We start from the raw sequence: 21,968 nt of genomic DNA on the forward strand, positions 1-21,968 counted from the left end.
GACTCCTTCTGCGACTGAGAACCGCCGTGGCTCACGTCACTCGGAGCCACGGCCGGAATCCGGTGTTCCGCCGCTCCACCCCTGTTTGCGCAGCACCCCATGGACATCCGGCGTCTCGTAGTGCTCGCCCTTGAGGACCTTGCCGTCGGCCCTGCGGGCGATCTCGCCGTCCGGGCCGATCTTGGTCATGTTGGAGCGGTGGACCTCGGCGATCACCGCGTCGAGGTCCATGCCGTGGACGAGGGCCGTGCCGTAGGCGACGTAGACGACGTCGGCCAGTTCGTGCGCCAGTCGGTCGAGGGGGCCGCTCACCGAGACCTCGGCGACCTCCGCGGCCTCCTCGGCGAGCAGTTCACCGCGGTGGGCGGCGAGGTCGGGGGCGACCTCGGTGGGTGTGCTGCGGGCGTCGAGCCCGAAGGCCAGGTGGAATTCGCGGACCAGGTCGGCGGGCGAAGAACTCATGCCACGACCCTAGCGGCCGCCACTGACAGCTCCGGCCCGTGAGCCCGGCCCTGGTCAGTACCGCTCAAGGACTGGCAGGATCGCGCGCATGCTCAAGGTGTTCTCCCGCATCAGCAGGCGCCGGGCCCTGACGGGCGCGGCGGCCGGCTTCGTCGTGTTCGGGCTGCTGCTGTGGTGGCTGCTGCCCCTGGGCGACGAGCCGCCGACCGGGACGATCACCTTCAGCACCGGGACACCGCTCGGGGTCTACCAGGAGTACGGCAAGCTGCTGCGGGCCGAGCTCGACAAGGACATGCCGGGCCTCACGGTGAAGCTGGTGAACAGTGCCGGGTCGCAGGAGAACGTCGCGCGCGTGGCGACCGGTCACGCCGACTTCACCATCGCCGCGGCCGACGCGGTGGAGACGTACGAGGCGGACGGCAAGCCCGGTGCAGCCGGGCTGCGCGGGATCGCGCGGCTGTACGACGACTACGTCCAGCTGATCGTCCCGCGCGACTCGGACATCAACTCGGTGGCCGATCTGCGGAACAAGCGGGTGGCCATAGGGCCGGACCGTTCGGGTGTGCGACTGATCGCGAACCGGGTGCTCACGGCGGCCGGCATCGACCCGAAGAAGGGCGTCAAGCCGGTGGCGGCCGGCATCGACACCGGACCGGACCTGCTCAAGCGGGGCAAGCTGGACGCCTTCTTCTGGTCCGGCGGGCTGCCGACGGACGGCCTGAAGGACCTGGCCGCCCACTACGCGTTCCGTTTCGTGCCGATAGAGGCCGGCCTCGTCGCGAAGATGCACGAGCAGGGCGACGCCACCCGCTACTACCGCGCCACCAACATGCCGGAGTCGGCCTACCCCGGGATCCAGCGGGGGTCGACGGTGCCCACCATCGCCGTCTCGAACGTGCTGATGACCCGCAAGGACCTGAACCCCAGGCTCACCGAGTGGATCACCAGGACCGTGATCAAGAGCCGGGACGGCATCGGCGCGCATGTGCACTCCGCGCAGCTCGTGGACCTGCGCACGGCGATCTACACCGACCCCCTGGTCCTGCACGAGGGCGCCCGGCGCTACTACCGCTCCGTCAAGCCGTAGGCGCACAGGGGCCGCTGACGCCCCCTCAGGCCGTGGGCGCACCCGGACGCCTGTTCAGGCCGTAGGCCCGCCCCTGGGGACCGACACGGTCACCTTGAGCCCGTGCGGCTCGTGGTGGTCGTACGTCAGGGAGCCGCCGCCCGCGGCCAGCAGGACCTGGGAGATGGACAGGCCCAGGCCGGAGCCCTTGATGTTCTGGTGCCGGCCGCTGCGCCAGAAGCGGTCGCCGACGCGGGCGAGTTCCTCCTCGGTGAGGCCCGGGCCGTGGTCCGTGACGACGACCGTGGAGGTCTCGCCGTTCGACGCGACCGTCACCTCGACGCACTGGTCCTCGGGCGTGAACTTCACCGCGTTGTCGATCACCGCGTCCAGGGCGCTGGACAGCGTGATCGGGTCGGCCCAGGCGGTGGTGGGTGGACAACTGCCCACCAGGCGCACGCCCTTGGCCTCCGCGGTCGGGGACCAGGCGGCGACGCGCTCGGCGGTCAGCGCGCCGATGTCGGTGATCCTGAGGTCCGCGTCCGCGTGTTCGGCCAGGGCGAGGTCGAGCAGGTCGTCCAGGACCTGGGTGAGGCGTTTGCCCTCGGTGCGGACCGAGGCGATCTCGTCATTGTCCTCCGGCAGTTCGAGCGCGAGCAGTTCGATGCGCAGCAGCAGCGCCGAGAGCGGGTTGCGCAGCTGGTGCGAGGCGTCGGCGACGAAGGCGCGCTGCTGCTCCAGCACGTCCTCGACGTTGTCCGCCATCTCGTTGAACGAACGGGCCAGCCGCCGGAGTTCCGGCGGCCCGCCGGCCGCGGCGACCCGGGACTTGAGGCGTCCGGTGGCGATGTCGTGGGTGGTGGCGTCGAGCACCCGTACGGGCCGCAGGACCCAGCCCGTCAGCCGTAGGGCGGCGCCGACGGCCAGCAGCATGGCGCCGATCTCGCCCGCGCCGATCGTCAGCCAGCCCCGCAGGGTCCGTGAACGCATCGGTCCGGTGGGCGAGTCGGTGACCACGACCGCGATGACGTCGCCGTCCCGGATGACCGGCGAGGCGACGACCAGGCGGTGCCGCTGCCAGGGCCAGACCTGTTCCGGGTCGTGGCTGCGGCGGCTGAGCAGGGCCTCGTCGAAGGCCTCGCGCACCTCGCCGGCCTTGGGGAGCAGGAAGTCGTCCGGCGCGTTCGCCATGGAGGTGTCGGTGCGGTAGAAGACGCCCGCGCGGATGCCGTAGACCTCGTAGTAGCTGGCGAGTTCGCGGTCCAGGGTCTGCTTGCGTTCGTCCGGGACCATGTCGGCGGGGCGGCTGCCCGTGGGCGCGTCGGTGACGAACTGGGCGAGCGCCGCGAACCGCGCGGTGTCGTCGATACGGTCGACGATCACCTTCTGCTGCTGGGCCGCGGCGACGCTGATGGCGAGCGGGACGCCCAGGGCGAGCAGAACGGCCGCCATCAGGACGATGAGCAGCGGGAGGAGACGTGTGCGCACCCGGGCCCGCTACGTGGCCGGGGCGACGAGCCGGTAGCCGACGCCTCGTACGGTCTCGATCAGCGCGGGCATCCGCAGTTTGGCGCGCAGGGACGCGACGTGTACCTCCAGGGTGCGTCCCGTGCCCTCCCAACTGGTGCGCCACACCTCGCTGATGATCTGCTCCCGCCGGAAGACCACCCCGGGGCGCTGTGCCAGCAGGGCCAGCAGGTCGAACTCCTTGCGGGTCAGTTGGACGACCGAACCGTCCACGCTGACCTGGCGGGTGGGCAGTTCGATGCGCACCGGGCCGAGCCGCAGCGCGGTGTCGCCGCCCCCGGCCGCGTCCTCGTGGACGCTGCGCCGGCTGACGGCGTGGATGCGGGCCAGCAGTTCCCCGGTGTCGTACGGCTTCACCACGTAGTCGTCGGCTCCGAGGTTGAGGCCGTGGATGCGGGAGCGTACGTCGGACCGCGCGGTCACCATGATCACCGGGGTGCTGGTGCGCTTGCGGATCTTGCCGCAGACCTCGTAGCCGTCCTGGTCGGGCAGGCCGAGGTCGAGGAGGACGACTCCGAAGACGTCGCCCTCGGGGACGAGTGCCTGGAGGGCCTCCTCGCCGCTGCGGGCGTGGGTGACGTCGAAGCCGTGCCGCGCCAGGACCGCGGACAGAGCGGCGGCGACATGGTTGTCGTCCTCGACGAGGAGCAGTCTCATCCCGGCCCCCTCCGGTTCATCGTTCGTATGGTCTCGGCGTGTACGAAAGCACGTCTCACGCGCGCGTGCACCCAGGCAGTCACGCTGATGGACGAAGACGCCGTCAAGGGGGTTCCGGTTGCGGGCGGTTTCCGTTACGCAGCCGGTACGCGTCCTTACGGCAAGTGCTACAACACGTGTCCGATTGCTATCCGATCGTGATGCTCAGATCTCGCTCAGATGTGATGACGCTGGTCGCAAGGCCTCACTACTGTCCTCCGCAACCGACGAGGACGGAGCCAGCAAGCGATGACCAAGGTATCGGTGGCCAAGGAAGACGCGGTCCCGACGGGCGAACTGGTCGTCCTGAAGAGCGTCAACAAGCACTTCGGCGCGTTGCACGTACTCCAGGACATCGATCTGTCGATCGCCCGCGGCGAGGTCGTCGTGGTGATCGGGCCCTCCGGATCCGGAAAGTCCACGCTGTGCCGCACGATCAACCGCCTGGAGACGATCGATTCGGGTGCCATCGCGATCGACGGCAAGCCGTTGCCCCAGGAGGGCAGGGAGCTGGCCCGGCTGCGTGCCGACGTCGGGATGGTCTTCCAGTCCTTCAACCTCTTCGCGCACAAGACCGTGCTGGAGAACGTGATGCTGGGTCAGGTCAAGGTCCGCAGGGCCGACAGGAAGCAGGCCGAGGAGAAGGCCAGGGCCCTGCTCGACAGGGTCGGCGTGGCCACCCAGGCGGACAAGTACCCGGCGCAGTTGTCCGGCGGTCAGCAACAGCGTGTCGCCATCGCGCGGGCGCTGGCCATGGATCCCAAGGTGATGCTCTTCGACGAGCCCACCTCGGCGCTCGACCCGGAGATGATCAACGAGGTCCTTGAGGTCATGCAGCAGCTGGCCCGGGACGGGATGACGATGATCGTCGTCACCCACGAGATGGGCTTCGCGCGTTCGGCGGCCAACCGCGTGGTGTTCATGGCCGACGGCCGCATCGTCGAAGAGGCCGTGCCCGACCAGTTCTTCAGCAATCCGCGCAGCGACCGGGCCAAGGACTTCCTGTCGAAGATCCTGCACCACTGACGACCACCCGAGAACGCCCAAGAGCACCGAAGAACAACGGCAGAACCCAAGAGCACCGAAGAACGCCGACAGCCGGCCGCTGACGGCCCGTCGAGGACGGGTGGCCGCCGACTGCCGCTGTGGACCCCGCACGCCCTCAGAGCCACCGCCACGCGCCCTGACGGGCCCTCATCTCCCCACCATTCAAAGGATGTTCATCATGAAGCTTCGCAAGGTCACCGCCGTCGCAGCCACCGCGCTCGTCATCTCGCTCGCCGCGACGGCCTGCGGGAGCAGCGACAAGAACGACTCCGGTTCGGGTTCAAGCGGCGGCAGCAAGATCAAGGTCGGCATCAAGTTCGACCAGCCGGGCATCGGCCTGAAGCAGCCGGACGGGACGTACGCCGGCTTCGACGTGGACGTGGCGACCTATGTGGCCGGGCAGCTCGGCTACAAGCCCGCCCAGATCGAGTGGGTCGAGACCAAGAGCGCCGACCGCGAGAACGCGCTGGCGCGCGGTGACGTCAAGTTCATCGCGGCCTCGTACTCCATCAACGACGAGCGCAAGCAGAAGGTCGACTTCGCCGGCCCCTACCTGCTGGCCCACCAGGACCTGCTGGTCAAGAAGGACTCGACGATCGCCAAGGGCACGGACCTGAACGGCAAGAAGCTGTGTTCCGTGACCGGCTCGACCTCGGCGCAGAACATCCACGACACGATCGCCCCGAAGGCCAACCTCCGTGAGTACAGCGGCTACTCGGAGTGCATCGCGGGCCTCCAGAGCGGCGCCGTGGACGCGGTGACCACCGACGACTCGATCCTCGCGGGCTTCGCCTCGCAGGACAAGTACAAGGGTCAGTTCAAGCTCGCCGGCCTCAAGCTCAGCAATGAGAACTACGGCATCGGCGTCAAGAAGGGCGACTCCGCGACCGTCACCAAGATCAACACCGCGCTGGAGAAGATGGTCAGCAGCGGCGCCTGGCAGACGGCGGTCACCAAGAACTTCGGCCCGGCCGGGTACAAGAACGAGGCCGCCCCGAAGATCGGCAACATCGTCAAGTAGCCCTGGAAATCGCCCGTAAGGCAGGCCCCATACCCGGAAGCGCGGGAGATCGTGTTCGACTTTCTTCAAGGTTATGACGTCCTAGGGGCGTTCTGGATGACGGTGAAACTCACCGTCATCTCCGCCCTCGGCTCCCTGGTCTGGGGCACACTGCTGGCCGGAATGCGGGTCAGCCCGGTCCCCCTGATGCGTGGCTTCGCCACCTTCTACGTGAACACCGTCCGGAACATCCCCCTGACGGTCATCATCGTCTTCACCTCGCTCGGCCTCGCCGACATCTTCGGCGTGACGATGGGCGCGTCCGACGACTTCAAGGTGCAGGGTTTCCGACTCGCGCTGCTGGGTCTCATCGCCTACCACGCGGCCTTCGTCTGCGAGGCGGTGCGCTCCGGCATCAACACCGTGCCCGTAGGACAGGCCGAGGCGGCCCGCGCCATCGGACTGAGCTTCAGTCAGGTACTGCGGATCGTCATCCTTCCGCAGGCGTTCCGCGCGGTCATCACACCGCTGGCCAACGTACTGATCGCCCTCACCAAGAACACGACCGTGGCGGCGGCGATCGGTGTCGCCGAGGCGGCGGCCCTGATGAAGTCGATGATCGAGAACGAGGCCCAGACGGTCGCCATCGGTGCGGTCTTCGCGTTCGGCTTCGTGGTACTGACCCTGCCCACCGGCCTCTTCCTCGGCTGGCTCGGCAAGCGAATGGCGGTGAAGCGATGACCTCCGTCCTCTACGACGCGCCCGGCCCCCGCGCCAAGCGGCGCAACATGCTCCTGACCGTCGTCTTCGTGGTCCTCCTCGCCGCGTTCCTGTGGTGGATCTGGCGGACGATGGACGACAAGGGCCAGCTGAAGTGGGACCTGTGGCAGCCGTTCACCACGTCGGAGGCCTGGACGACATATCTGCTGCCGGGCCTCTCCGACACCCTGAAGGCCGCCGGACTCTCCATGGTGATCGCCCTCCCCCTGGGCGCGTTCTTCGGGATCGCCCGGATGTCCGACCACAGGTGGATACGCGTCCCCGCCGGAGTGGTGGTCGAGTTCTTCCGGTCGATCCCGGTCCTGCTGCTGATGCTGTTCGCGAACGAGTTCTACGTCCGCTCCACGAATGTGGGCAGCGAGGACCGGCCCCTGTACGCCGTCATCACCGGCCTGGTGCTCTACAACGCCTCGGTGCTCGCCGAGATCGTCCGGGCGGGCATCCTGTCCCTTCCCAAGGGGCAGACGGAGGCCGCGTACGCGATCGGTCTGCGCAAGGGGCAGACGATGACGAGCATCCTGCTCCCGCAGTCCGTCACCGTCATGCTGCCGGCCATCGTCAGCCAGCTCGTGGTCATCGTGAAGGACACCGCGCTGGGCGGCGTGATGCTGGGCTTCACCGAGTTGCTCAACGCGCGCAGCACCCTGGCCGCCAACTACGCCAACGTGGTGGCGAGCTTCATCGTCGTCGGGATCGTCTACATCGTGCTGAACCTCGCTCTCACCACCTTCGCGAGCTGGCTGGAGCGCAGGCTGCGGCGCAGCAAGAAGAGTACGGGTGCGGTGCTCGGCCCCGACGACTCCGCGGGTCTCAACCCCGCGCAGGTGACGGGCACCTTCGGAACCGGCGCCGGCGGCTCGATCTGATGATCGGTCAAGTGGCATGAACGACACGGAGGCAGTGGCATGATCGCCACTGCCTCCGTCACTTGACGCAAGCACCGGCAATGGGTTGCATACGTTCTGTGATCGTGCACCCTGCTCCAACTTCCTGTTCACATGCGTCCCTGAGGACACCGTCACGGGCAGGGGGCGCCGCACCGTGGACCCGGTGATCATCGTCGGCGCGGGGCCCGTGGGGCTCACGCTCGCCCTGGCGCTGGCGCGGCAGGAGGTGCCCTCCGTCGTCCTCGACGAGGGTCCGGGCAAGGACGAACCGCGCCCCGCGCGGACCGTCGTCCTGCGCGAGGACACCGCCGCGCTGCTGGAGCGGCTGACCGGTGTTCCGCTCACCAAGGCCGGTTCACGCTGGGCCGGATGGCGGTCCATGCGGCGCAAGCAGGTGATGCGCGAGATCACGTTCGACGACACCGAGCCCGCCCCCCTGCACATCGCCCAGCACGTGCTGACCGGTGCCCTGCGCCAGGCCCTCATGGGCGAGCGGCTGGTGAAGCTCGCCGTGGACAACCGCCTCGACGCGGTCGAACAGGAATCCTCGGGCGTCACCGCCCACACCCGCGGCCCCAAGGGCACCTGGTGGCGCGGCAGTTACCTGGTCGGCTGCGACGGCCCGCGCTCCACCGTGCGCAAGCTCCTGGACATCCGCTTCCCCGGCCGTACGGCGGTGGAGCGACACGCCGTGGCCGCGCTGCGTACGGAACTTCCGTGGCCCGACCAGGCGTTGTTGCATCGGGTGCCGCCGTGGCGGACGTCCGGACCCTCGGCCGGGGAGGTCACCGGACGCCCCCTCCCGGACGGCGTGTGGCGCCTGGACTGGCTGCTGCCGCCGGGCAAGGACCTGGTCACGCCCGAGTTGCTGCTCACCCGTATCCGGGAGACCCTCGCGGGCTGGACCGAGGGGCCGACACCGCCGTACGAACTGCTCGACACCGGCGTGCACACCGTGCACCACCGGCTCGCGCGCCGGTGGCGGGTGGGGCGGGTGTTTCTCGCCGGGGACGCGGCGCATCTGCTGGGGGCGCTCGGGACGCAGGGGCTGGACGAGGGGCTGCGGGACGCCGACAACCTCGCCTGGAAGCTGGCGCTCGCCTGGCACCACGGGCCGCACGAGGCGCTGCTCGACAGCTATCAGGCGGAGCGGCGGGCGGTCGTCGCGGCCCGGCTGCGCGCCGCCGACCAGGCGCTGCCGTTGGTGCGCGGCGGTGCCGGGCTGCGTGCTGTCGTGCCCGGCTCGGCCCGTGGCCACGACTCGCTGCTCACGGACGGTCACTTGGGGCGCGGCTCGCTCGGTGCGCCGGGGGCGTACGCCGACTCGCCGCTCGCGCCCCGGCACATCGAGGGCGAGGTCCCCGTCGACACCCCGCCCGGTGCGCCGGTCGTCGATGTCCGGGTCACCGCGGAGGACGGCTCCTTCGTACGGCTGCGGGACCGCCTCGGGCGTGGTGCCCTGCTGGTCGTACTGGTCGCACCGGGCACGGGCGTGTGGGAGCGCAAGCACTGGGTGACCGCCGGGGTCATGCCACGGCTGGCAGCCGCGGTGACGGCGCTGCCGCACCCGGCCGAGCTGCTGGTCGCTGAGAGCTACCCGGGCGCTGCCGCCCACACGGTCCTGCTCGTACGGCCCGACGGACACCTGGTCACCGCCCTGAGCGGGGTGCGGCCGGCCGACCTGTACGCGGCGGCCGAAGCGACCCTGGGCGGCCCGGCGAAGACGGAGGCCACGGCCGGCTCACGCTGAGGCCTCCGTACGTCAACTGTCCACATAGTGACGCTGAGTTGACCCGCACGCACCGCCGTGCTGTACTCCGGATCATGACCGACACCTCTGTCCACCTCTGGCGGAAGGTCCATCTGGACCTCGTCCGCTACGTGGGCTGTGTCTGTCACGTCTCCTGCTGAATTCGCATCTCTCTCATCTCGCGCGCACCCTTTCCGTGGGTCCGCGCGTGCCCTCGCGAACACTCATCAGGACGGTACACGTGTCTGTCTCCCCCTCTGCCTCGGCGTCCCCCGCCGCACCCGCCCCGGCCCCGACGCAGGCGGACCTGCTCGACTTCGTACGGCGTACGGCCGCCGACGCCGAGCTCATCGCCTCGCTCCCGCTCGACCCCGAGGGCCGTACCTGGGTGCGGCTCGAAGGGCCCGGCGGCAGCGAGGCCTGGCTGATCGGCTGGCCGCCCGGCAGCGGAACGGGCTGGCACGACCACGCCGACTCGGTGGGCGCCTTCCTCACCGCCGCCGGCGAGCTCAAGGAGAACTCGCTCGCCGCGCGGCTCCCGAGCCACGGCTGGAAGACCCTCGAACTGGAGGAGGGCGTGGACCGCGAGCGGCGGCTGCCGACCGGCAAGGGCCGCGCCTTCGGCCACCACCATGTCCACGAGGTGCTCAACGAGTCCACCGAAGAGCACGCGATCTCCGTCCACGCCTACTACCCGCCGCTGCCGCAGATCCGCCGCTACAGCCGCACCGGCCCGGTACTGCGCCTGGAGCAGGTCGAGCGCCCGGAGGACTGGCAGTGAGTGCCGTACGCGAACAGCCGCCCGGCATAGACGAGTTGCTGGAGCGGGTCCGCGCGGACTATCAGCGGATCGAGGCCAGGGAGGCCTACGACGCCGCCCGCGACGGTACGGCCCTCCTGGTCGACATCCGCTACGCGGCCCTGCGCGAGCGGGACGGTCTCGTCCCCGGCGCCCTGGTCGTCGAGCGCAACGAACTGGAGTGGCGCCTCGACCCCCAAGGCAGCCACCGCGTCCCCGAGGCCACCGGCCACGACCTGCGCGTCGTGGTGATCTGCAACGAGGGCTACGCCTCCAGCCTGGCCGCCGCGTCCCTGCACCGACTGGGCCTGCACCGCGCGACGGACCTGGTCGGCGGCTTCCAGGCCTGGAAAGCGGCGGGACTGCCTGTCACGTCATAGACACAGTGTCTACGACGTGACAGTCCGACTCCCGCCTCGGCTCACAGTCCGTCGGAGGGGCAGTAGAGCGGGGCGGTGTCCGCGTTGGCCTTCGTGACCAGGCGCGCCTGGGTCGTGGCGATCTTCTCCACCTCCTCCTTACGGAGAAGGCTGATGACGTTGGTGACGGCCAGTTCACCGGTGTCCTTGGCCGAGTTGGAGACGGTGGCGGCGAAGCGGCCGTCCTTGAGGGCGGCGAGTGCCTCGTCGGTGCCGTTGACCGTCACGATCTTGACCTTCTTGCCGCCGGCGGCGTCGAACGCCTCGCGGGCGGCGAACGCCATCTCCTCGTTGGCGACGAAGGCGTAGTCCAGACCAGGATGCGCCTTGATCATGCCCGCGGCGACGACCTTCGCCTTCACGGCGACGAACATTGCGGGCTGGTTCGCGACCACCTTCGCGTTCGCCGGCAGTCCCTTGGTGAATCCGCCGACGAGCAGGTCGGAGGCGGCGCCCGGCGCACCCGCGATGACCGCCACCTGCACGTCGCGGCCGGCGGCGTCGTCCTCGATCCAGTCGGCGTCGAGCTTGCCCACCGCCTTCAGGTCGACGACGACGGCTCCGAGGATGTCGGACGGATCGGCGCTGACCGAGGTCAGGAAGATCGGAATGTGCGCCGTCCCGGCCTTGGCGATGTCGCTCTTGAGCGCGTCGGTGTTGACGGTCTGCACGATGATCGCGTCGACATGGCGCGCGATCATGGCCTGGATGTTGGAGAGTTCCTGCGCGGCGTCCTGATGCGAGTTGGCCGTGACGAGCCTCGCGAAGTTGCTCTTGGCCGTGTTCGCGATCGACTCCTGCAGACAGGTGTGGAACTCCGTACTGCCGCCGTTGACGAACCCGAGCGTGATCGGCCCGTCGTCGGCGGGCGCGGCACTCGATTCAAGACCGCAGCCACTCAGTAAGAGGCCGACACCGGCCAGGGAGGCCACCAGCGATCTTCGGTGGTGCGCGGGCAGGAACAAGGGGGCCGCCTTTCATGACATGCCAAGGATCGGCCGATGGAACGGCCTGAAGCCGCTCAGGCGGGCCTGACCGCGGCTCAGCAGGCGGGAGGGCCGGGGAGTGACGGCAGCAGAAGCTACTCCCGCACCAAACCCGCGAACCCTTCACGGAGCGCACACTAAGCATGCGCAACACGTATCCCCGGCGACCGGGAAACAGGGGGCGACACCCAGTGGCTACTCCCTCGCCGTCGCCACCGTCACCGCCCGCACCCGGAGCGCCGCCCGCCCCGGCAGGGCCGTGGCGACGAGCGCGAGCGCCGCGCCGACCGTCACCACCGTGACGTACACGAGAGGGGTGACCGCCGGTGCGGCCCGGCCTGTCATCCCGATGCTGAACGCGGTCAGGACGGCGAGGGCGACACCGCTGCCGAGCGCCGTGGCGAGCAGCACCACCGACAGCGCCTCGATCCGCAGCATCCGCAGCACCTGACGGCGGGTCGCCCCCGCGAGCCGCAGCAGCGCGAACTCCCGGACCCGCTCGGCGACCGACATGGCGAGCGTGTTGACCACGGCGATGGCCGTGAAGGCCAGGACAAGGCCCATGACCAGGTAGTTGACCTCGGCGTTCGCCTGCTGCCGCCGCACCTGGAGCGAGTCGGCGGCGGCCGGCGCGAGAACACGGATGCCCGGGAACTCACGGAGGGTAGTCGCGAGTTGTGTCTGTGTACGGGGCGTGCTGACGAGGACGGAGGAGGCGAGCGGGTTGTCGACATGCCGGGCGACGAGATCGTGCGCGAGGGTGAGATCGCCGAAGCCGAGACCCCTGGCATAGACGGCGACGACGGTGAGCGTGGCGGGCGTGCCGTCGCCGAGCGTGAGCTTCAGGGTGCCACCGGGCTTCAAGTGCAGCTGGTCCGAGGCCAGTTCGCTCACGGCAGCGGTGTGCTCGGTGAGTCCGGCGAGCGATCCGGCGGTGACGTCCGGGTCCCAGGTGCGGGTGAGTCCGGCGGGTGTGACGCCTTGGGCCACGTATTTGTCGAGGCCCACACGGACGGTCGTACGGACGACTTCGGTGACGATGTCGTGCCGCGCGCGGAGTTGGCGTGCGGCCTCGGCGGGGACACCGGGTCCCTGGGAGGCGACGACCCAGTCGGCACGGACACCTTCGCGGGCCTGGGCACGCGCGGCGTCGCCGAGGGTGGGCTGGACGAACAGAACGGTGCAGGTCATGCCGATCAGCAGGGTGAGGGGGGTGACGACGGAGGCCATGCGAACGGCGTTGCCACGCAGGTTGGCGGTGGCCAGTCGGCCGGTCGGGCCGCTGCGCCGGAGCGGACCGCGCAGGACGAGGACGGCCACCTTGACGAGGAGCGGCCCGAGGAGAGCGACGGAGGTGGACAGGACCACAACGGCCAGGAAGGTCACGGGTGTTGAGGCAGGCTCGGTGCGCAGCTTGCTGAGCACGGCGACCAGTACGACCCCGCCCGCGAGAAGGACGAGTCCGGCGAGGAGACGACCGCGGGTGAGTCCGGCGCGTGTCGTGAGACGGGTGCGTGTCGTGAGACGGGTGCGCGCGGACTTGGCCTCGGCTTCGGCTCCTGGTTCGGCTCCCGCTCCCGCTCCTGTCCCTGCTCCTGGTTCGGCCTCGGCCAGCGCCTGGGCCGGGCGGATCCGGGAGATACGGCGGGAGGCGACCCGGGCGGCGGTCCAGGCGCCGAGAGCGGTCGCGACGAGAGCGGCCAGCGGCGGGACGACGCCGGTGGTGTGCTGAAGGGTGGCCGGGACAGCACCCAGGGCGACGAACCTGTCGTAGAGCCAAGTGCCGAGCGGAAGCCCGATCAGCGCGCCCACCACACCGGCGACCGTGCCGACGATCAGGGCCTCGCGGCCGAGGAGTCGGCGGATCTGGCCGGAGGTGGCGGCCACGGCGCGGAGCAGGGCGAGTTCGCGGTGACGCTGCTGGACGGAGAGCACGAAGGTGCCGACAACCACGAGAACCGCCACGAGCAACGAAGTGCCGCCCATGGCACCGCCGATGCTGACCAGCCTGGTCCTGGCCGTGGCGGCGTCCAGGAACTCGACGGGGCCACGGGCGTCGCCGGTGGTGACCTGAACGGTGGAGCCGGGTGAGGTTGTGGTGCCCGGGGGTGAGGGGAGTTCGGTGGCCCGGTGGAGGGTTGTGGTGATGGCCTGCCGCAGCCGATTCGCGCTTGTGCCCTTGGCCGGGAGCACTCCGAACGCGGTGACCTGCCCGGGGTGCGCGGCCAGACGGCGGGCCTCGCCCGCGGAGAAGAAGAGTGACGTCTGATGGCGTACGGGCGTGGCGGGAGCGGCGATTCCGGTGATCCGGTAGGCGCGCGGGGCCTGTGTGGACTGGACGGTTAGCCGGTCGCCGGGCCGGAGTCGGGCCCGCAGGGCGAAGTCGCGGTCGATGACGAGATCGGTGGCGGCTCGCGGAGCGCTCCCGGCGACGAGGCGGTACGGCGTCAACGCGGCGGAGTCCCAGGCGTGCCCGTAGGCGGTCCGGTCGCCGGTGCCGAGGGGTGTCAACGGCTGGGCCAGGAAGGTCAGTTCGGGGATGACACGGGCGACGCCCGGGGTGCGTGCGAGCGTGGTTTCCAGGTTCTCGGGGAGCCAGGCGCGCTCGGCGATCGGTTTCGCCTTGTGCTTGACCTTGGTCTTGCCCTTCTTGTGTTTGGCGGTGGTCCGGTGAACGTTCTGATCGGCGGAGACCACGACGGGGCTCGCCGCGTAGCGCTCGGTGCGGATGGTGCCGCGCAGGCCGGTGTCGAGGAGAGTGCCGCAGGCTGTGATGAGGGCAGCCGCGCACATCAGCGAGAGAAAGGCGCCGAGGAAACCGGCCTTGCGGGCGCGGACTGAACGGAGGGCGTAGCGCAGCATCATGAGGGCTCGGTCTCTTTTCCGTCGCACGCCGGATCGGCCTCGGGCCCGGCGAGGGGCGCAAGGGCGCTTTCGGTTTCGGGCTCGGCTTCAGCGAGGGGGGCCGGGAAGGCGAGGAATCGGGTGAGTACGGTGCGGGCGTCGGCCGGTGTCTCGGCTTCGGGGCGCTTGTAGCGGTTGAGGAGGGCGATGTACTCCTCGAAGAACGCCCCGAGTTCGGGCAGCGTCAGCCGGATCGTGCCGCGCGAGTAGGGGACGGCGTCCGCCCACGGCCCGGTCTCGGTGGCGTCCCGCTGGAACTGCTCGAAGAGTTCCAGATCGGCGGCGTACGCATGGTGGTTGAGCTCGTCCATGACGTGCCGCATCTCGCTGCTCTGGCGGCTGCGCGGCGGAAAGCGACGGTCACCGGGAACGGCCCGCCACCAGCGCTCGCGACCATGGCCGTGGTCGGATGCACGCCCTGGCCCCGGCTCCGGCCCCGGCCCCGTCTCCTCGACGAAGCCGTAGCGGGCGAGTTCACGCAGGTGGTAGCTGGTGGAGCCGGTGTTCAGGCCCAGTGCGCGGGCGAGTGTGGCCGAGGTCGCGGGGCCGTGCAGGGTGAGGTGCTGGAGCATGCGCTGTCGACGGGGCTGCGCGAGCGCCTTCAGCGTGGCGAGGTCGGAGAGTTCGACCGGCGCGGGTGTCGGCGAGGTCTGTTCGGTGGGTGTCTCCGCGCCAGGTATGCGGGGTTCCTGTGCCATGCGTACACAGTCGTTTGTGCACAGGTGTCTGTGCACTGTGGCAATCCGGCGTCTTCAACGGGGGGTTAGCCCTACCTGAGGCATCGGCCGGTGCGCGCCTGAACGCGGTCGGCGCCCCCGCGCGTCCACCGTGTTCAGGCCGTGTGCACCACCGAGAAGCCGGAACCGGCCAGGAACCCAGAGGGGAACCCGGATAAGAGCCCGGATAAGAACCCTGACCGGAACCCGGATCAGTACCCCTCGTCCCCGAGGAACTCCGTGTCCTCGCCCTCTTCTTCCAGCGCCTGGCGGACCACCCTGAGGGCCATGCCCTGGGAGTAGCCCTTGCGGGCCAGCATGCCCGCGAGGCGTCGTAGCCTCTTGTCGCGGTCGAGGCCCTGGGTTGACCGCAGTTTGCGGTCCACCAGTTCGCGTGCCGTCGCCTCTTCCTGCTCGGAGTCGAGCTGGGAGACGGCCTCGTCGATCAGCGTGGAGTCGACACCCTTGGTGCGCAGCTCCTGGGCGAGCGCGCGTCGCGCCAGTCCCCGGCCGTGGTGCCGGGACTCCACCCAGGCGTCCGCGAACGCACCGTCGTTGATCAGTCCGACCTCCTCGAACCGCGACAGCACTTCGTCCGCGACCTCGTCCGGGATCTCCCGCTTGCGCAGGGCGTCCGCGAGTTGCTTGCGGGTGCGCGGGTTCCCGGTGAGCAGGCGCAGACAGATGCCCCGCGCCCGCTCGGCCGGGTCTGTCGGCGGCTCCTCCTTCTCGGCCCTCGACGAGGAGAAGTCACCCCCGTTCTCTCCGGACGACTCTCCGAAGCCGCGGCCACGGCGCCCACGCCTGCCGCGTGCGCCGTCACCACGCGCCGTACCCCCGCGTGAGCCACCCTCCCGTGAACTGCCTTCCCCTGAGCGATCCCCGTCGCCTCCGCCGCGCGCTCCGCGGCTGCGGCGCGAACCGCGGCCGGGTGCACCGTCGTCAGCGGGCTCGCCGCCGGGCGAAGTGCCGCCAGGCGCCGAGCTTCTGAAAAGCCGACCGGTGCCCGCCGGACCGTCGCCGGGTTCCGAGCCGCCGAAAGGCGGACCGGCCTCACCGTCGAAACCGTCGGCAGACCAGCCACCGCCCGACTCGTCGCCGTACGGCCCGTCCATGCCGTACGGCTCCTCCGGTACGCCGTCCGCACCGTAGGCCTGGCCGTCACCGCCTCCCCCGCGCCCCTGCGGGGCGCCGGGATACGCGTAGTCGGCCCAGTCCGTTCGTCGTGTCACGGGTCAGCTCTTGGCTGCCGTGGCCTTGGCCTTGGTGGTCTTGGCCGCGGTCGCCGGAGCGGGCACCGCCTTGGCGGCGTCGTCCGTGGCGGTGGGAACCGCCGCGTCCGTGACCGACTCGGCGGTGGGCTTCTCCGGACGGACGCCCACGCCCAGCTTCTCCAGGATCTTCTTCTCGATCTCGTTGGCCAGGTCGGGGTTGTCCTTCAGGAAGTTGCGCGCGTTCTCCTTGCCCTGGCCGAGCTGGTCGCCCTCGTACGTGTACCAGGCGCCGGCCTTGCGGACGAAGCCGTTCTCCACGCCCATGTCGATCAGGCCGCCCTCGCGGCTGATGCCGTGGCCGTAGAGGATGTCGAACTCGGCCTGCTTGAAGGGCGGGGCGACCTTGTTCTTGACGACCTTGACGCGGGTGCGGTTGCCGACCGCGTCCGTGCCGTCCTTCAGGGTCTCGATGCGGCGGATGTCGAGTCGCACCGAGGCGTAGAACTTCAGCGCGCGGCCACCGGTCGTGGTCTCCGGGGAGCCGAACATCACGCCGATCTTCTCGCGGAGCTGGTTGATGAAGATGGCGGTGGTCCCGGACTGGTGGAGCGCGCCTGTGATCTTGCGGAGCGCCTGGCTCATCAGACGGGCCTGCAGACCGACGTGGCTGTCACCCATCTCGCCCTCGATCTCCGCGCGCGGGACGAGCGCCGCGACGGAGTCGATGACGATGAGGTCGAGGGCGCCGGAGCGGACCAGCATGTCCACGATCTCCAGGGCCTGCTCGCCGTTGTCCGGCTGGGACAGGATCAGGTTGTCGATGTCGACGCCGAGCTTCTTCGCGTACTCGGGGTCGAGGGCGTGCTCCGCGTCCACGAACGCGACCTGGCCGCCGGCCCGCTGGGCGTTCGCCACCGCGTGCAGGGTCAGGGTCGTCTTGCCGGAGGACTCCGGGCCGTAGACCTCCACCACTCGGCCGCGCGGCAGGCCGCCGACACCGAGGGCGACGTCGAGTGCGGTCGACCCGGTGGGGATGACCTCGATGGGCTCGTTCGGCCGCTCGCCCAGGCGCATCACCGCGCCCTTGCCGAATTGCCGTTCAATCTGTGCGAGTGCGGCGTCCAACGCCTTCTCGCGGTCGGTTCCTGCCATGGGTTCCACCCGGTTTGCTTGAGTCGATCGCTTCACGTCAAAGACGCTAACGCCTGCCACTGACAATGCGCCCCGACGCCCGTCCGGCCTGTGGATAACTCGGGCACTTCACCATCAAAAGCCTGCCGAAATGCCCGTCATGGCCTCGCCGGAGCTTCCATGAGAATGGATGTTCGATTTTTGTGTCAAGCGCACCACGCGGCACTCACGTCATCTGTGTCCTGCGCCGTCGAACCCCGATGAGGGCGAGTTCGTGTCGCCGACGTCATTGCTACGGTCGCCGGATGAAGAGCTGGGACGAGGGCGGCGTACGTGCCCGGATACGGGAGATGGCCGCACGGGACCAGGAGCGGTCGCGCTTCGGGGCGGATACACACCGGTACGAGCTTGCACCGGCGCTGCCGGAGGCGGAGATCAGAGCCTTCGAGGAAGCCCATGCCATCGATCTGCCGGCGCAGTACCGGTCCTTCGTTACGGAGGTGGGCAACGGGCCCGCCGGTCCCGGCCACGGGTTGATGCCGTTGACCGCCCCCCGCGCGGAGGCCGACGAGGGGTGGGCCGTGGACGACGAGTGGAAAGAAGACCGGCTGCCGGGCCGACTTGCCGAGCCGTTTCCCCTCACCGAACCCCTGCCCGGCCGCATCGGCCCATCGGCCTGTGGGCTGACCCGGGGCACGCTCATGCTGGCCGAAGAGGGCTGCGGCATCTACATCCGGCTGATCCTGAACGGCCCGCGAAAGGGCGAGGTCTGGCAGATCGACCCTGACTGGGGCGGCTTCGTCCCGGTGAACCCCGGTTTCCGGGCCTGGTACACCGAGTGGCTGCAACGTGGCCTTGTTCACGAGTCGTGAAGCCAGTCCTACAGGCTCGCCACCCGAGCCCGAGCCGAACCAGCAGCCTCGGCCGACCGAAGGTGGGAACTCGTAGCCACGCCCCAGGGAGCCCTACTTCCGTCGGCGTACGGCTGGTGTCTTCGGTCGTACGACGACTGCGCGGCGGCTTCCCGCGAGGCTCGGGCCATGACTCGGGCCCTGAAGAGCCACCTACGCCCCGCCGAGCGCCTCTGCCATGCGACCGGTGCCCTGCTGATCCTCTCCGGGTTGGTGCACCTGGTGGTGTTCGCGGTCGACGGCGGCCCCTGGTACGGGCCCGTCTCCTGGCGCAAGCCCGTCACGTTCGGGCTCTCCTTCGGGGCGACGCTGATCGCGGTCACCTGGGTGACGTCGTATCTACGTGTCGGGGCCCGGTCGCGCACCGTGCTGCTCGTCGTGTTCGCCGCCGACTGTGTGGTGGAGGTCGGCGGCATCACCCTTCAGGCGTGGCGCCGGGTGCCGTCGCACCTCGACATGGAGACGCCCTTCGACACGGCGGTGTCCATGACGCTCGCGGTGGGCGGCGGTGTCCTCGTGGTACTGCTCACCGTGTTCGCGGTGGCGTCCTTCCGGCACCGGCCGACGGGTCCCGCGGGGATGGCGCTCGCGGTGCGTTCCGGGTTCGCGATCCTGCTCGTCGCGCTGGCCTCGGGCGCCGCGATGATCGCGCGCGGGGTCGTCCTCGCCCGGACCGGTCACCAGGAGGCCGCCTACCACTCGACGGCCCCGCTCAAGCCGTTGCACGGGGTGAGCCTGCACGCCGTCCTGGTCCTGCCGGCCCTGGCCTGGCTGCTGTCCCGCACGTCCTGGAGCGAGACGGTACGGCTGCGGACCGTGGCGGTGGCCGTCGGCTGCTACGCCCTCGCGGTGGCCGGAGCCGGAGCGTGGGCCGCGCTCACATACTGACCTCGATGCCCCCTGGGGCTCGCGCGGGGTCATCCCTCAGGAGGAGCCTTCTCCGGAGTCCCTCGGGTGGGGGTCGGTCGGCCCGGAGTTCCCGGGGCCGGAGTTCCCGGGGCCGGAGTCGGCCGCCCTGGCATCAGTCGCCCCGGAGTCGGTCGCCTCAGAATCACCCGGTCCAGAATCATCAGGTCCGGAGTCGGCTGCCTCGGACCCGGTCGCCCCGGAACGGGCTGTCCCGGTGGAGTCGGCCGCCGTGTGTTCTGTCGCCTCCGTCGCTCCCGGCCGCCGTTCCCACAGCCTTCCCACCCGCGTCAGCAAGCCGGGCCCTCCGGACCCGCGGGTCCTCCGGTGCCCCTGGACCCGGGGATCGTCCGTGACCGCGTACCGCTTCACGTACGCCCCGAGGAACGCCTGAAGCGTGGCCACGGCCGGAATGGAGATCAGCGCGCCCACCGCACCCAGGAGCGCGGTGCCCGCGATGACCGAGCCGAAGGCGACCGCGGGGTGGATGTCGACGGTCTTCGCGGTCAGTTTGGGCTGCAGCATGTAGTTCTCGAACTGCTGGTAGACCACGACGAAGATCAGCACCCACAGGGCGTACCAGGGGTCCACGGTGAAGGCGATCAACATGGGCAGGGCGCCCGCGAGATACGTGCCGATGGTCGGGATGAACTGGGAGACCAGTCCCACCCAGACGGCGAGCACGGGCGCGTACGGGATGCCCAGCGCCTGCAGCAGGATGTAGTGCGCCACTCCGGAGACCAGCGCCATCAGACCGCGGGAGTATATGTAGCCGCCGGTCTTGTCGACGGCGATCTCCCATGCGCGCAGCACCTCGGCCTGCCGGGCGGGCGGCAGCACGGAGCACAGGGCGCGCCGCAGTCGCGGCCCGTCGGCGGCGAAGTAGAACGAGAACAGGCCGATCGTCAGCAGCTTGAAGAGGCCGCCGAGGACCTGTGTGGACACGTCCAGCACGCCGGTGGCGCTGTTCTGCACGTACTTGCGCAGCCAGTCGGAGTGGAGCAGCCCCTCCTGGATGTCGACCCGTCTCAGGTCGGTGTGGAAGTGGCCGTTGACCCAGTTGATGACGGAGTCGAGGTAGTCCGGGAAGTCCTCGATCATCTTGATGATCTGGCCGGCGAGCATCGAGCCGAGCAGGGTGACGAACCCGGCGCTCACGATCAGCAGCCCGAGGAAGACCAGGAAGGTGGCCAGCCCCCGACGCATGCCGTGGGCGGACATCCGGCTCACCGCGGGCTCGATGGCGAGGGCCAGGAAGAACGCGATGAGGATGTTGATCAGCAGTCCGATGAGCTGGTGGAAGGCCCAACTGCCCAGCTGGAACACGGCGACGAGCGCGAGCGCCAGCACCATGGCGCGCGGCAGCCAGCGTGGCATGCCGGTACCCGGCGCGGCGCCGTCGGCCGGGGGCCGGGTCGGCGGCGTCGTACCGAACGGGGGTGCCTGCGGGGCGTCGTGCCCGCTCTCGTCAGTGGATGCCACGGGCCAAGTCTCGCCTACGCCACTGACAACCGGTCACCGCCGTCGATCTTCGTGACCGATCAGCGACTTTCCCGCGGAACGTTCATGACCGCGCAGACCACGCGCCACACGTCCTTGGCCTCCCAGCCCGCGTCCAGCGCCTCGTCCACCGTCCGCCCGCCGAGTTCCGTCATCACGTGATCGCGCGCGAAGCTCTCGGCGTATCCCGCGCCGAAGTGCTCCGTCATCCGCTGCCAGAAGACCGTCAACCGCATGACGCCAGTATCCCGCCCCTGAGAGTGGGCCCGGGCCGGGACCGCCTGCCGAGACCGCTTTCCGTCCTACGGTCTGACGCATGGCCGAAACAGGAGCTTCCCCACTCCCCCCGACGCCCCCGGCGCACTCCCCGCTCTTCCGCGGCGAGCACTTCGTCTGGCTCACCGCGCGCGTGCTGGAGCAGCGCCTCTTCGCGTACCACTTCCTCAACGGCGAACCCGATCCGGTGGAGACGGCCCTGGACGCGTACCGCAACGAGGACGGCGGGTACGGGCACGCGCTGGAACCCGATCTGCGCGGCCCGGTGAGCCAGCCGCTGCACACCGGTCACGCTCTTCGCGTCCTGGACTCCATCGGGCGCTGCGGCGGGCAGCGGGTGGAACGCGTGTGCCGCTATCTGACCTCGGTCTCCACCGCCGACGGCGCCCTGCCGACGATCCTTCCCGGCCAGCGCGGCTATCCGACGGCGCCGTTCGTGCCGATCGTGGACGACCCGCCCAGTGAACTCCTCGCCACCGGGCCGGTGGTGGGCCTCCTGCACCGCAACGAGGTGTGGCACGCCTGGCTGTTCCGGGCCACCGACTTCTGCTGGCAGGCCGTGGACTCCCTGGAGAAGTCGCACCCCTACGAGATCGAGGCCGCCGTCGCCTTCCTGGACTCGGCGCCCGACCGCCCGCGCGCGGAGGCCGCCGCCGACCGGCTCGGCCGCCTGGTGCGTGAGCATCGTCTCGCCGCCCTGGACCCGGACCACCTGGAGGCCTACCCGGTCGCCCCCGGATACGCGCCGGGCGAGCACCACTTCCCGTACGACTACGCGAAGACGCCGAGTTCCCTCGCGCGCGCGTGGTTCACGGACGACGAGATGGCCCGCTCCCTGGACCATCTGTCGGCCGGTCAGCGGGAGGACGGCGGCTGGCCCATCCGCTGGCGTCAGTGGGCGCCGGGCATCGCCCTGGAGGCACGCCCCATGGTGACGATCCAGGCGCTGCGCACCCTGAAGGCGTACGGCCGCTCCGTCGGCTGACTCGGG

Annotated in this window: 21 protein-coding genes; 11 read left to right on the plus strand and 10 right to left on the minus strand. The window is 70.0% G+C overall.

The features are described 5' to 3' along the window. Nucleotides 1-36: 36 nt before the first annotated feature. Nucleotides 37-462, minus strand: coding sequence for a pyrophosphohydrolase domain-containing protein (locus tag ACWIHT_RS11950; RefSeq protein ID WP_456167027.1), 426 nt, complete (start codon nucleotides 460-462; stop codon nucleotides 37-39). 88 nt (nucleotides 463-550) lie between these two features. Between ACWIHT_RS11950 and ACWIHT_RS11955 the strand changes: the two genes are divergently transcribed. Then, on the plus strand, nucleotides 551-1,549 hold the full coding sequence (locus ACWIHT_RS11955) for a TAXI family TRAP transporter solute-binding subunit (RefSeq protein ID WP_456167029.1): 999 nt from the start codon (nucleotides 551-553) through the stop codon (nucleotides 1,547-1,549). A gap of 54 nt (nucleotides 1,550-1,603) precedes the next feature. Here the strand turns inward: ACWIHT_RS11955 and ACWIHT_RS11960 are convergent, their stop codons facing one another. Together ACWIHT_RS11960 and ACWIHT_RS11965 are read right to left on the minus strand one after the other, a co-directional pair. Beyond that, nucleotides 1,604-3,016 (minus strand): ATP-binding protein, encoded by a 1,413-nt coding sequence (locus ACWIHT_RS11960; protein WP_456167031.1) that lies wholly within the window; start codon nucleotides 3,014-3,016, stop codon nucleotides 1,604-1,606. 9 nt (nucleotides 3,017-3,025) lie between these two features. After that, nucleotides 3,026-3,712 carry a response regulator transcription factor gene (locus ACWIHT_RS11965; protein ID WP_200709679.1) on the minus strand — a complete coding sequence of 229 codons (687 nt, stop codon included), beginning with the start codon at nucleotides 3,710-3,712 and terminating at the stop codon, nucleotides 3,026-3,028. A 288-nt stretch (nucleotides 3,713-4,000) separates the two neighbouring features. Between ACWIHT_RS11965 and ACWIHT_RS11970 the strand changes: the two genes are divergently transcribed. From ACWIHT_RS11970 to ACWIHT_RS12000, 7 genes are all read left to right on the plus strand, one after another. Beyond that, nucleotides 4,001-4,777 (plus strand): amino acid ABC transporter ATP-binding protein, encoded by a 777-nt coding sequence (locus tag ACWIHT_RS11970; protein WP_456167033.1) that lies wholly within the window; start codon nucleotides 4,001-4,003, stop codon nucleotides 4,775-4,777. Between the two features lie 199 nt (nucleotides 4,778-4,976). After that, nucleotides 4,977-5,819: a glutamate ABC transporter substrate-binding protein gene (locus tag ACWIHT_RS11975; RefSeq protein WP_456167035.1), complete on the plus strand. Its 843-nt coding sequence runs from the start codon at nucleotides 4,977-4,979 to the stop codon at nucleotides 5,817-5,819. Between the two features lie 51 nt (nucleotides 5,820-5,870). Continuing rightward, nucleotides 5,871-6,539, plus strand: a complete 669-nt coding sequence (locus tag ACWIHT_RS11980; protein ID WP_456167037.1) for an amino acid ABC transporter permease — start codon at nucleotides 5,871-5,873, stop codon at nucleotides 6,537-6,539. Next, complete coding sequence (locus tag ACWIHT_RS11985; RefSeq protein WP_456167039.1) at nucleotides 6,536-7,444, plus strand: amino acid ABC transporter permease; 909 nt, start codon at nucleotides 6,536-6,538, stop codon at nucleotides 7,442-7,444. The genes ACWIHT_RS11980 and ACWIHT_RS11985 overlap by 4 nt, the downstream gene beginning before the upstream one ends. Before the next feature lie 175 nt (nucleotides 7,445-7,619). Beyond that, complete coding sequence (locus ACWIHT_RS11990) at nucleotides 7,620-9,215, plus strand: FAD-dependent monooxygenase (RefSeq protein WP_456167041.1); 1,596 nt, start codon at nucleotides 7,620-7,622, stop codon at nucleotides 9,213-9,215. A gap of 241 nt (nucleotides 9,216-9,456) precedes the next feature. Next, the gene (locus tag ACWIHT_RS11995; protein ID WP_456167043.1) at nucleotides 9,457-9,996 is read left to right on the plus strand and encodes a cysteine dioxygenase; all 540 of its coding nucleotides are present in this window, start codon (nucleotides 9,457-9,459) and stop codon (nucleotides 9,994-9,996) included. Continuing rightward, a complete protein-coding gene (locus ACWIHT_RS12000; protein WP_456167045.1) occupies nucleotides 9,993-10,394 on the plus strand; it encodes a rhodanese-like domain-containing protein in 402 nt (133 codons plus the stop codon). Before ACWIHT_RS11995 ends, ACWIHT_RS12000 begins: the two co-directional genes overlap by 4 nt. Before the next feature lie 41 nt (nucleotides 10,395-10,435). On the opposite strand, the gene ACWIHT_RS12005 is transcribed toward ACWIHT_RS12000, so the two are convergent. The 5 genes from ACWIHT_RS12005 to recA all read right to left on the minus strand — a co-directional run bounded on the left by ACWIHT_RS12005 (nucleotide 10,436) and on the right by recA (nucleotide 17,405). Continuing rightward, nucleotides 10,436-11,398: a sugar ABC transporter substrate-binding protein gene (locus ACWIHT_RS12005; RefSeq protein WP_456167047.1), complete on the minus strand. Its 963-nt coding sequence runs from the start codon at nucleotides 11,396-11,398 to the stop codon at nucleotides 10,436-10,438. 216 nt (nucleotides 11,399-11,614) lie between these two features. Continuing rightward, a complete protein-coding gene (locus tag ACWIHT_RS12010) occupies nucleotides 11,615-14,284 on the minus strand; it encodes an ABC transporter permease (protein ID WP_456167049.1) in 2,670 nt (889 codons plus the stop codon). Further along, a complete protein-coding gene (locus ACWIHT_RS12015; protein ID WP_456167051.1) occupies nucleotides 14,281-15,021 on the minus strand; it encodes an ArsR/SmtB family transcription factor in 741 nt (246 codons plus the stop codon). Before ACWIHT_RS12015 ends, ACWIHT_RS12010 begins: the two co-directional genes overlap by 4 nt. A gap of 230 nt (nucleotides 15,022-15,251) precedes the next feature. Then, nucleotides 15,252-16,271: a recombination regulator RecX gene (gene recX / locus ACWIHT_RS12020; protein ID WP_456167053.1), complete on the minus strand. Its 1,020-nt coding sequence runs from the start codon at nucleotides 16,269-16,271 to the stop codon at nucleotides 15,252-15,254. 3 nt (nucleotides 16,272-16,274) lie between these two features. Continuing rightward, nucleotides 16,275-17,405 (minus strand): recombinase RecA, encoded by a 1,131-nt coding sequence (gene recA / locus ACWIHT_RS12025; RefSeq protein WP_456167055.1) that lies wholly within the window; start codon nucleotides 17,403-17,405, stop codon nucleotides 16,275-16,277. 284 nt (nucleotides 17,406-17,689) lie between these two features. Here recA and ACWIHT_RS12030 point away from each other — a divergent pair, with 284 nt between their 5' ends. Continuing rightward, a complete protein-coding gene (locus ACWIHT_RS12030; RefSeq protein ID WP_456167057.1) occupies nucleotides 17,690-18,256 on the plus strand; it encodes an SMI1/KNR4 family protein in 567 nt (188 codons plus the stop codon). 168 nt (nucleotides 18,257-18,424) lie between these two features. After that, nucleotides 18,425-19,183, plus strand: coding sequence for a hypothetical protein (locus ACWIHT_RS12035; protein WP_456167059.1), 759 nt, complete (start codon nucleotides 18,425-18,427; stop codon nucleotides 19,181-19,183). 36 nt (nucleotides 19,184-19,219) lie between these two features. On the opposite strand, the gene ACWIHT_RS12040 is transcribed toward ACWIHT_RS12035, so the two are convergent. Further along, nucleotides 19,220-20,578 (minus strand): AI-2E family transporter, encoded by a 1,359-nt coding sequence (locus tag ACWIHT_RS12040; RefSeq protein WP_456167121.1) that lies wholly within the window; start codon nucleotides 20,576-20,578, stop codon nucleotides 19,220-19,222. A 164-nt stretch (nucleotides 20,579-20,742) separates the two neighbouring features. Then, nucleotides 20,743-20,937, minus strand: a complete 195-nt coding sequence (locus ACWIHT_RS12045) for a DUF3046 domain-containing protein (protein ID WP_456167061.1) — start codon at nucleotides 20,935-20,937, stop codon at nucleotides 20,743-20,745. Nucleotides 20,938-21,017: 80 nt separating this feature from the next. Here ACWIHT_RS12045 and ACWIHT_RS12050 point away from each other — a divergent pair, with 80 nt between their 5' ends. Beyond that, the gene (locus ACWIHT_RS12050; protein ID WP_456167063.1) at nucleotides 21,018-21,962 is read left to right on the plus strand and encodes a hypothetical protein; all 945 of its coding nucleotides are present in this window, start codon (nucleotides 21,018-21,020) and stop codon (nucleotides 21,960-21,962) included. The last annotated feature ends 6 nt before the right edge of the window (nucleotides 21,963-21,968 follow it).

The organism is Streptomyces sp. NPDC002276 (genome assembly GCF_053891435.1).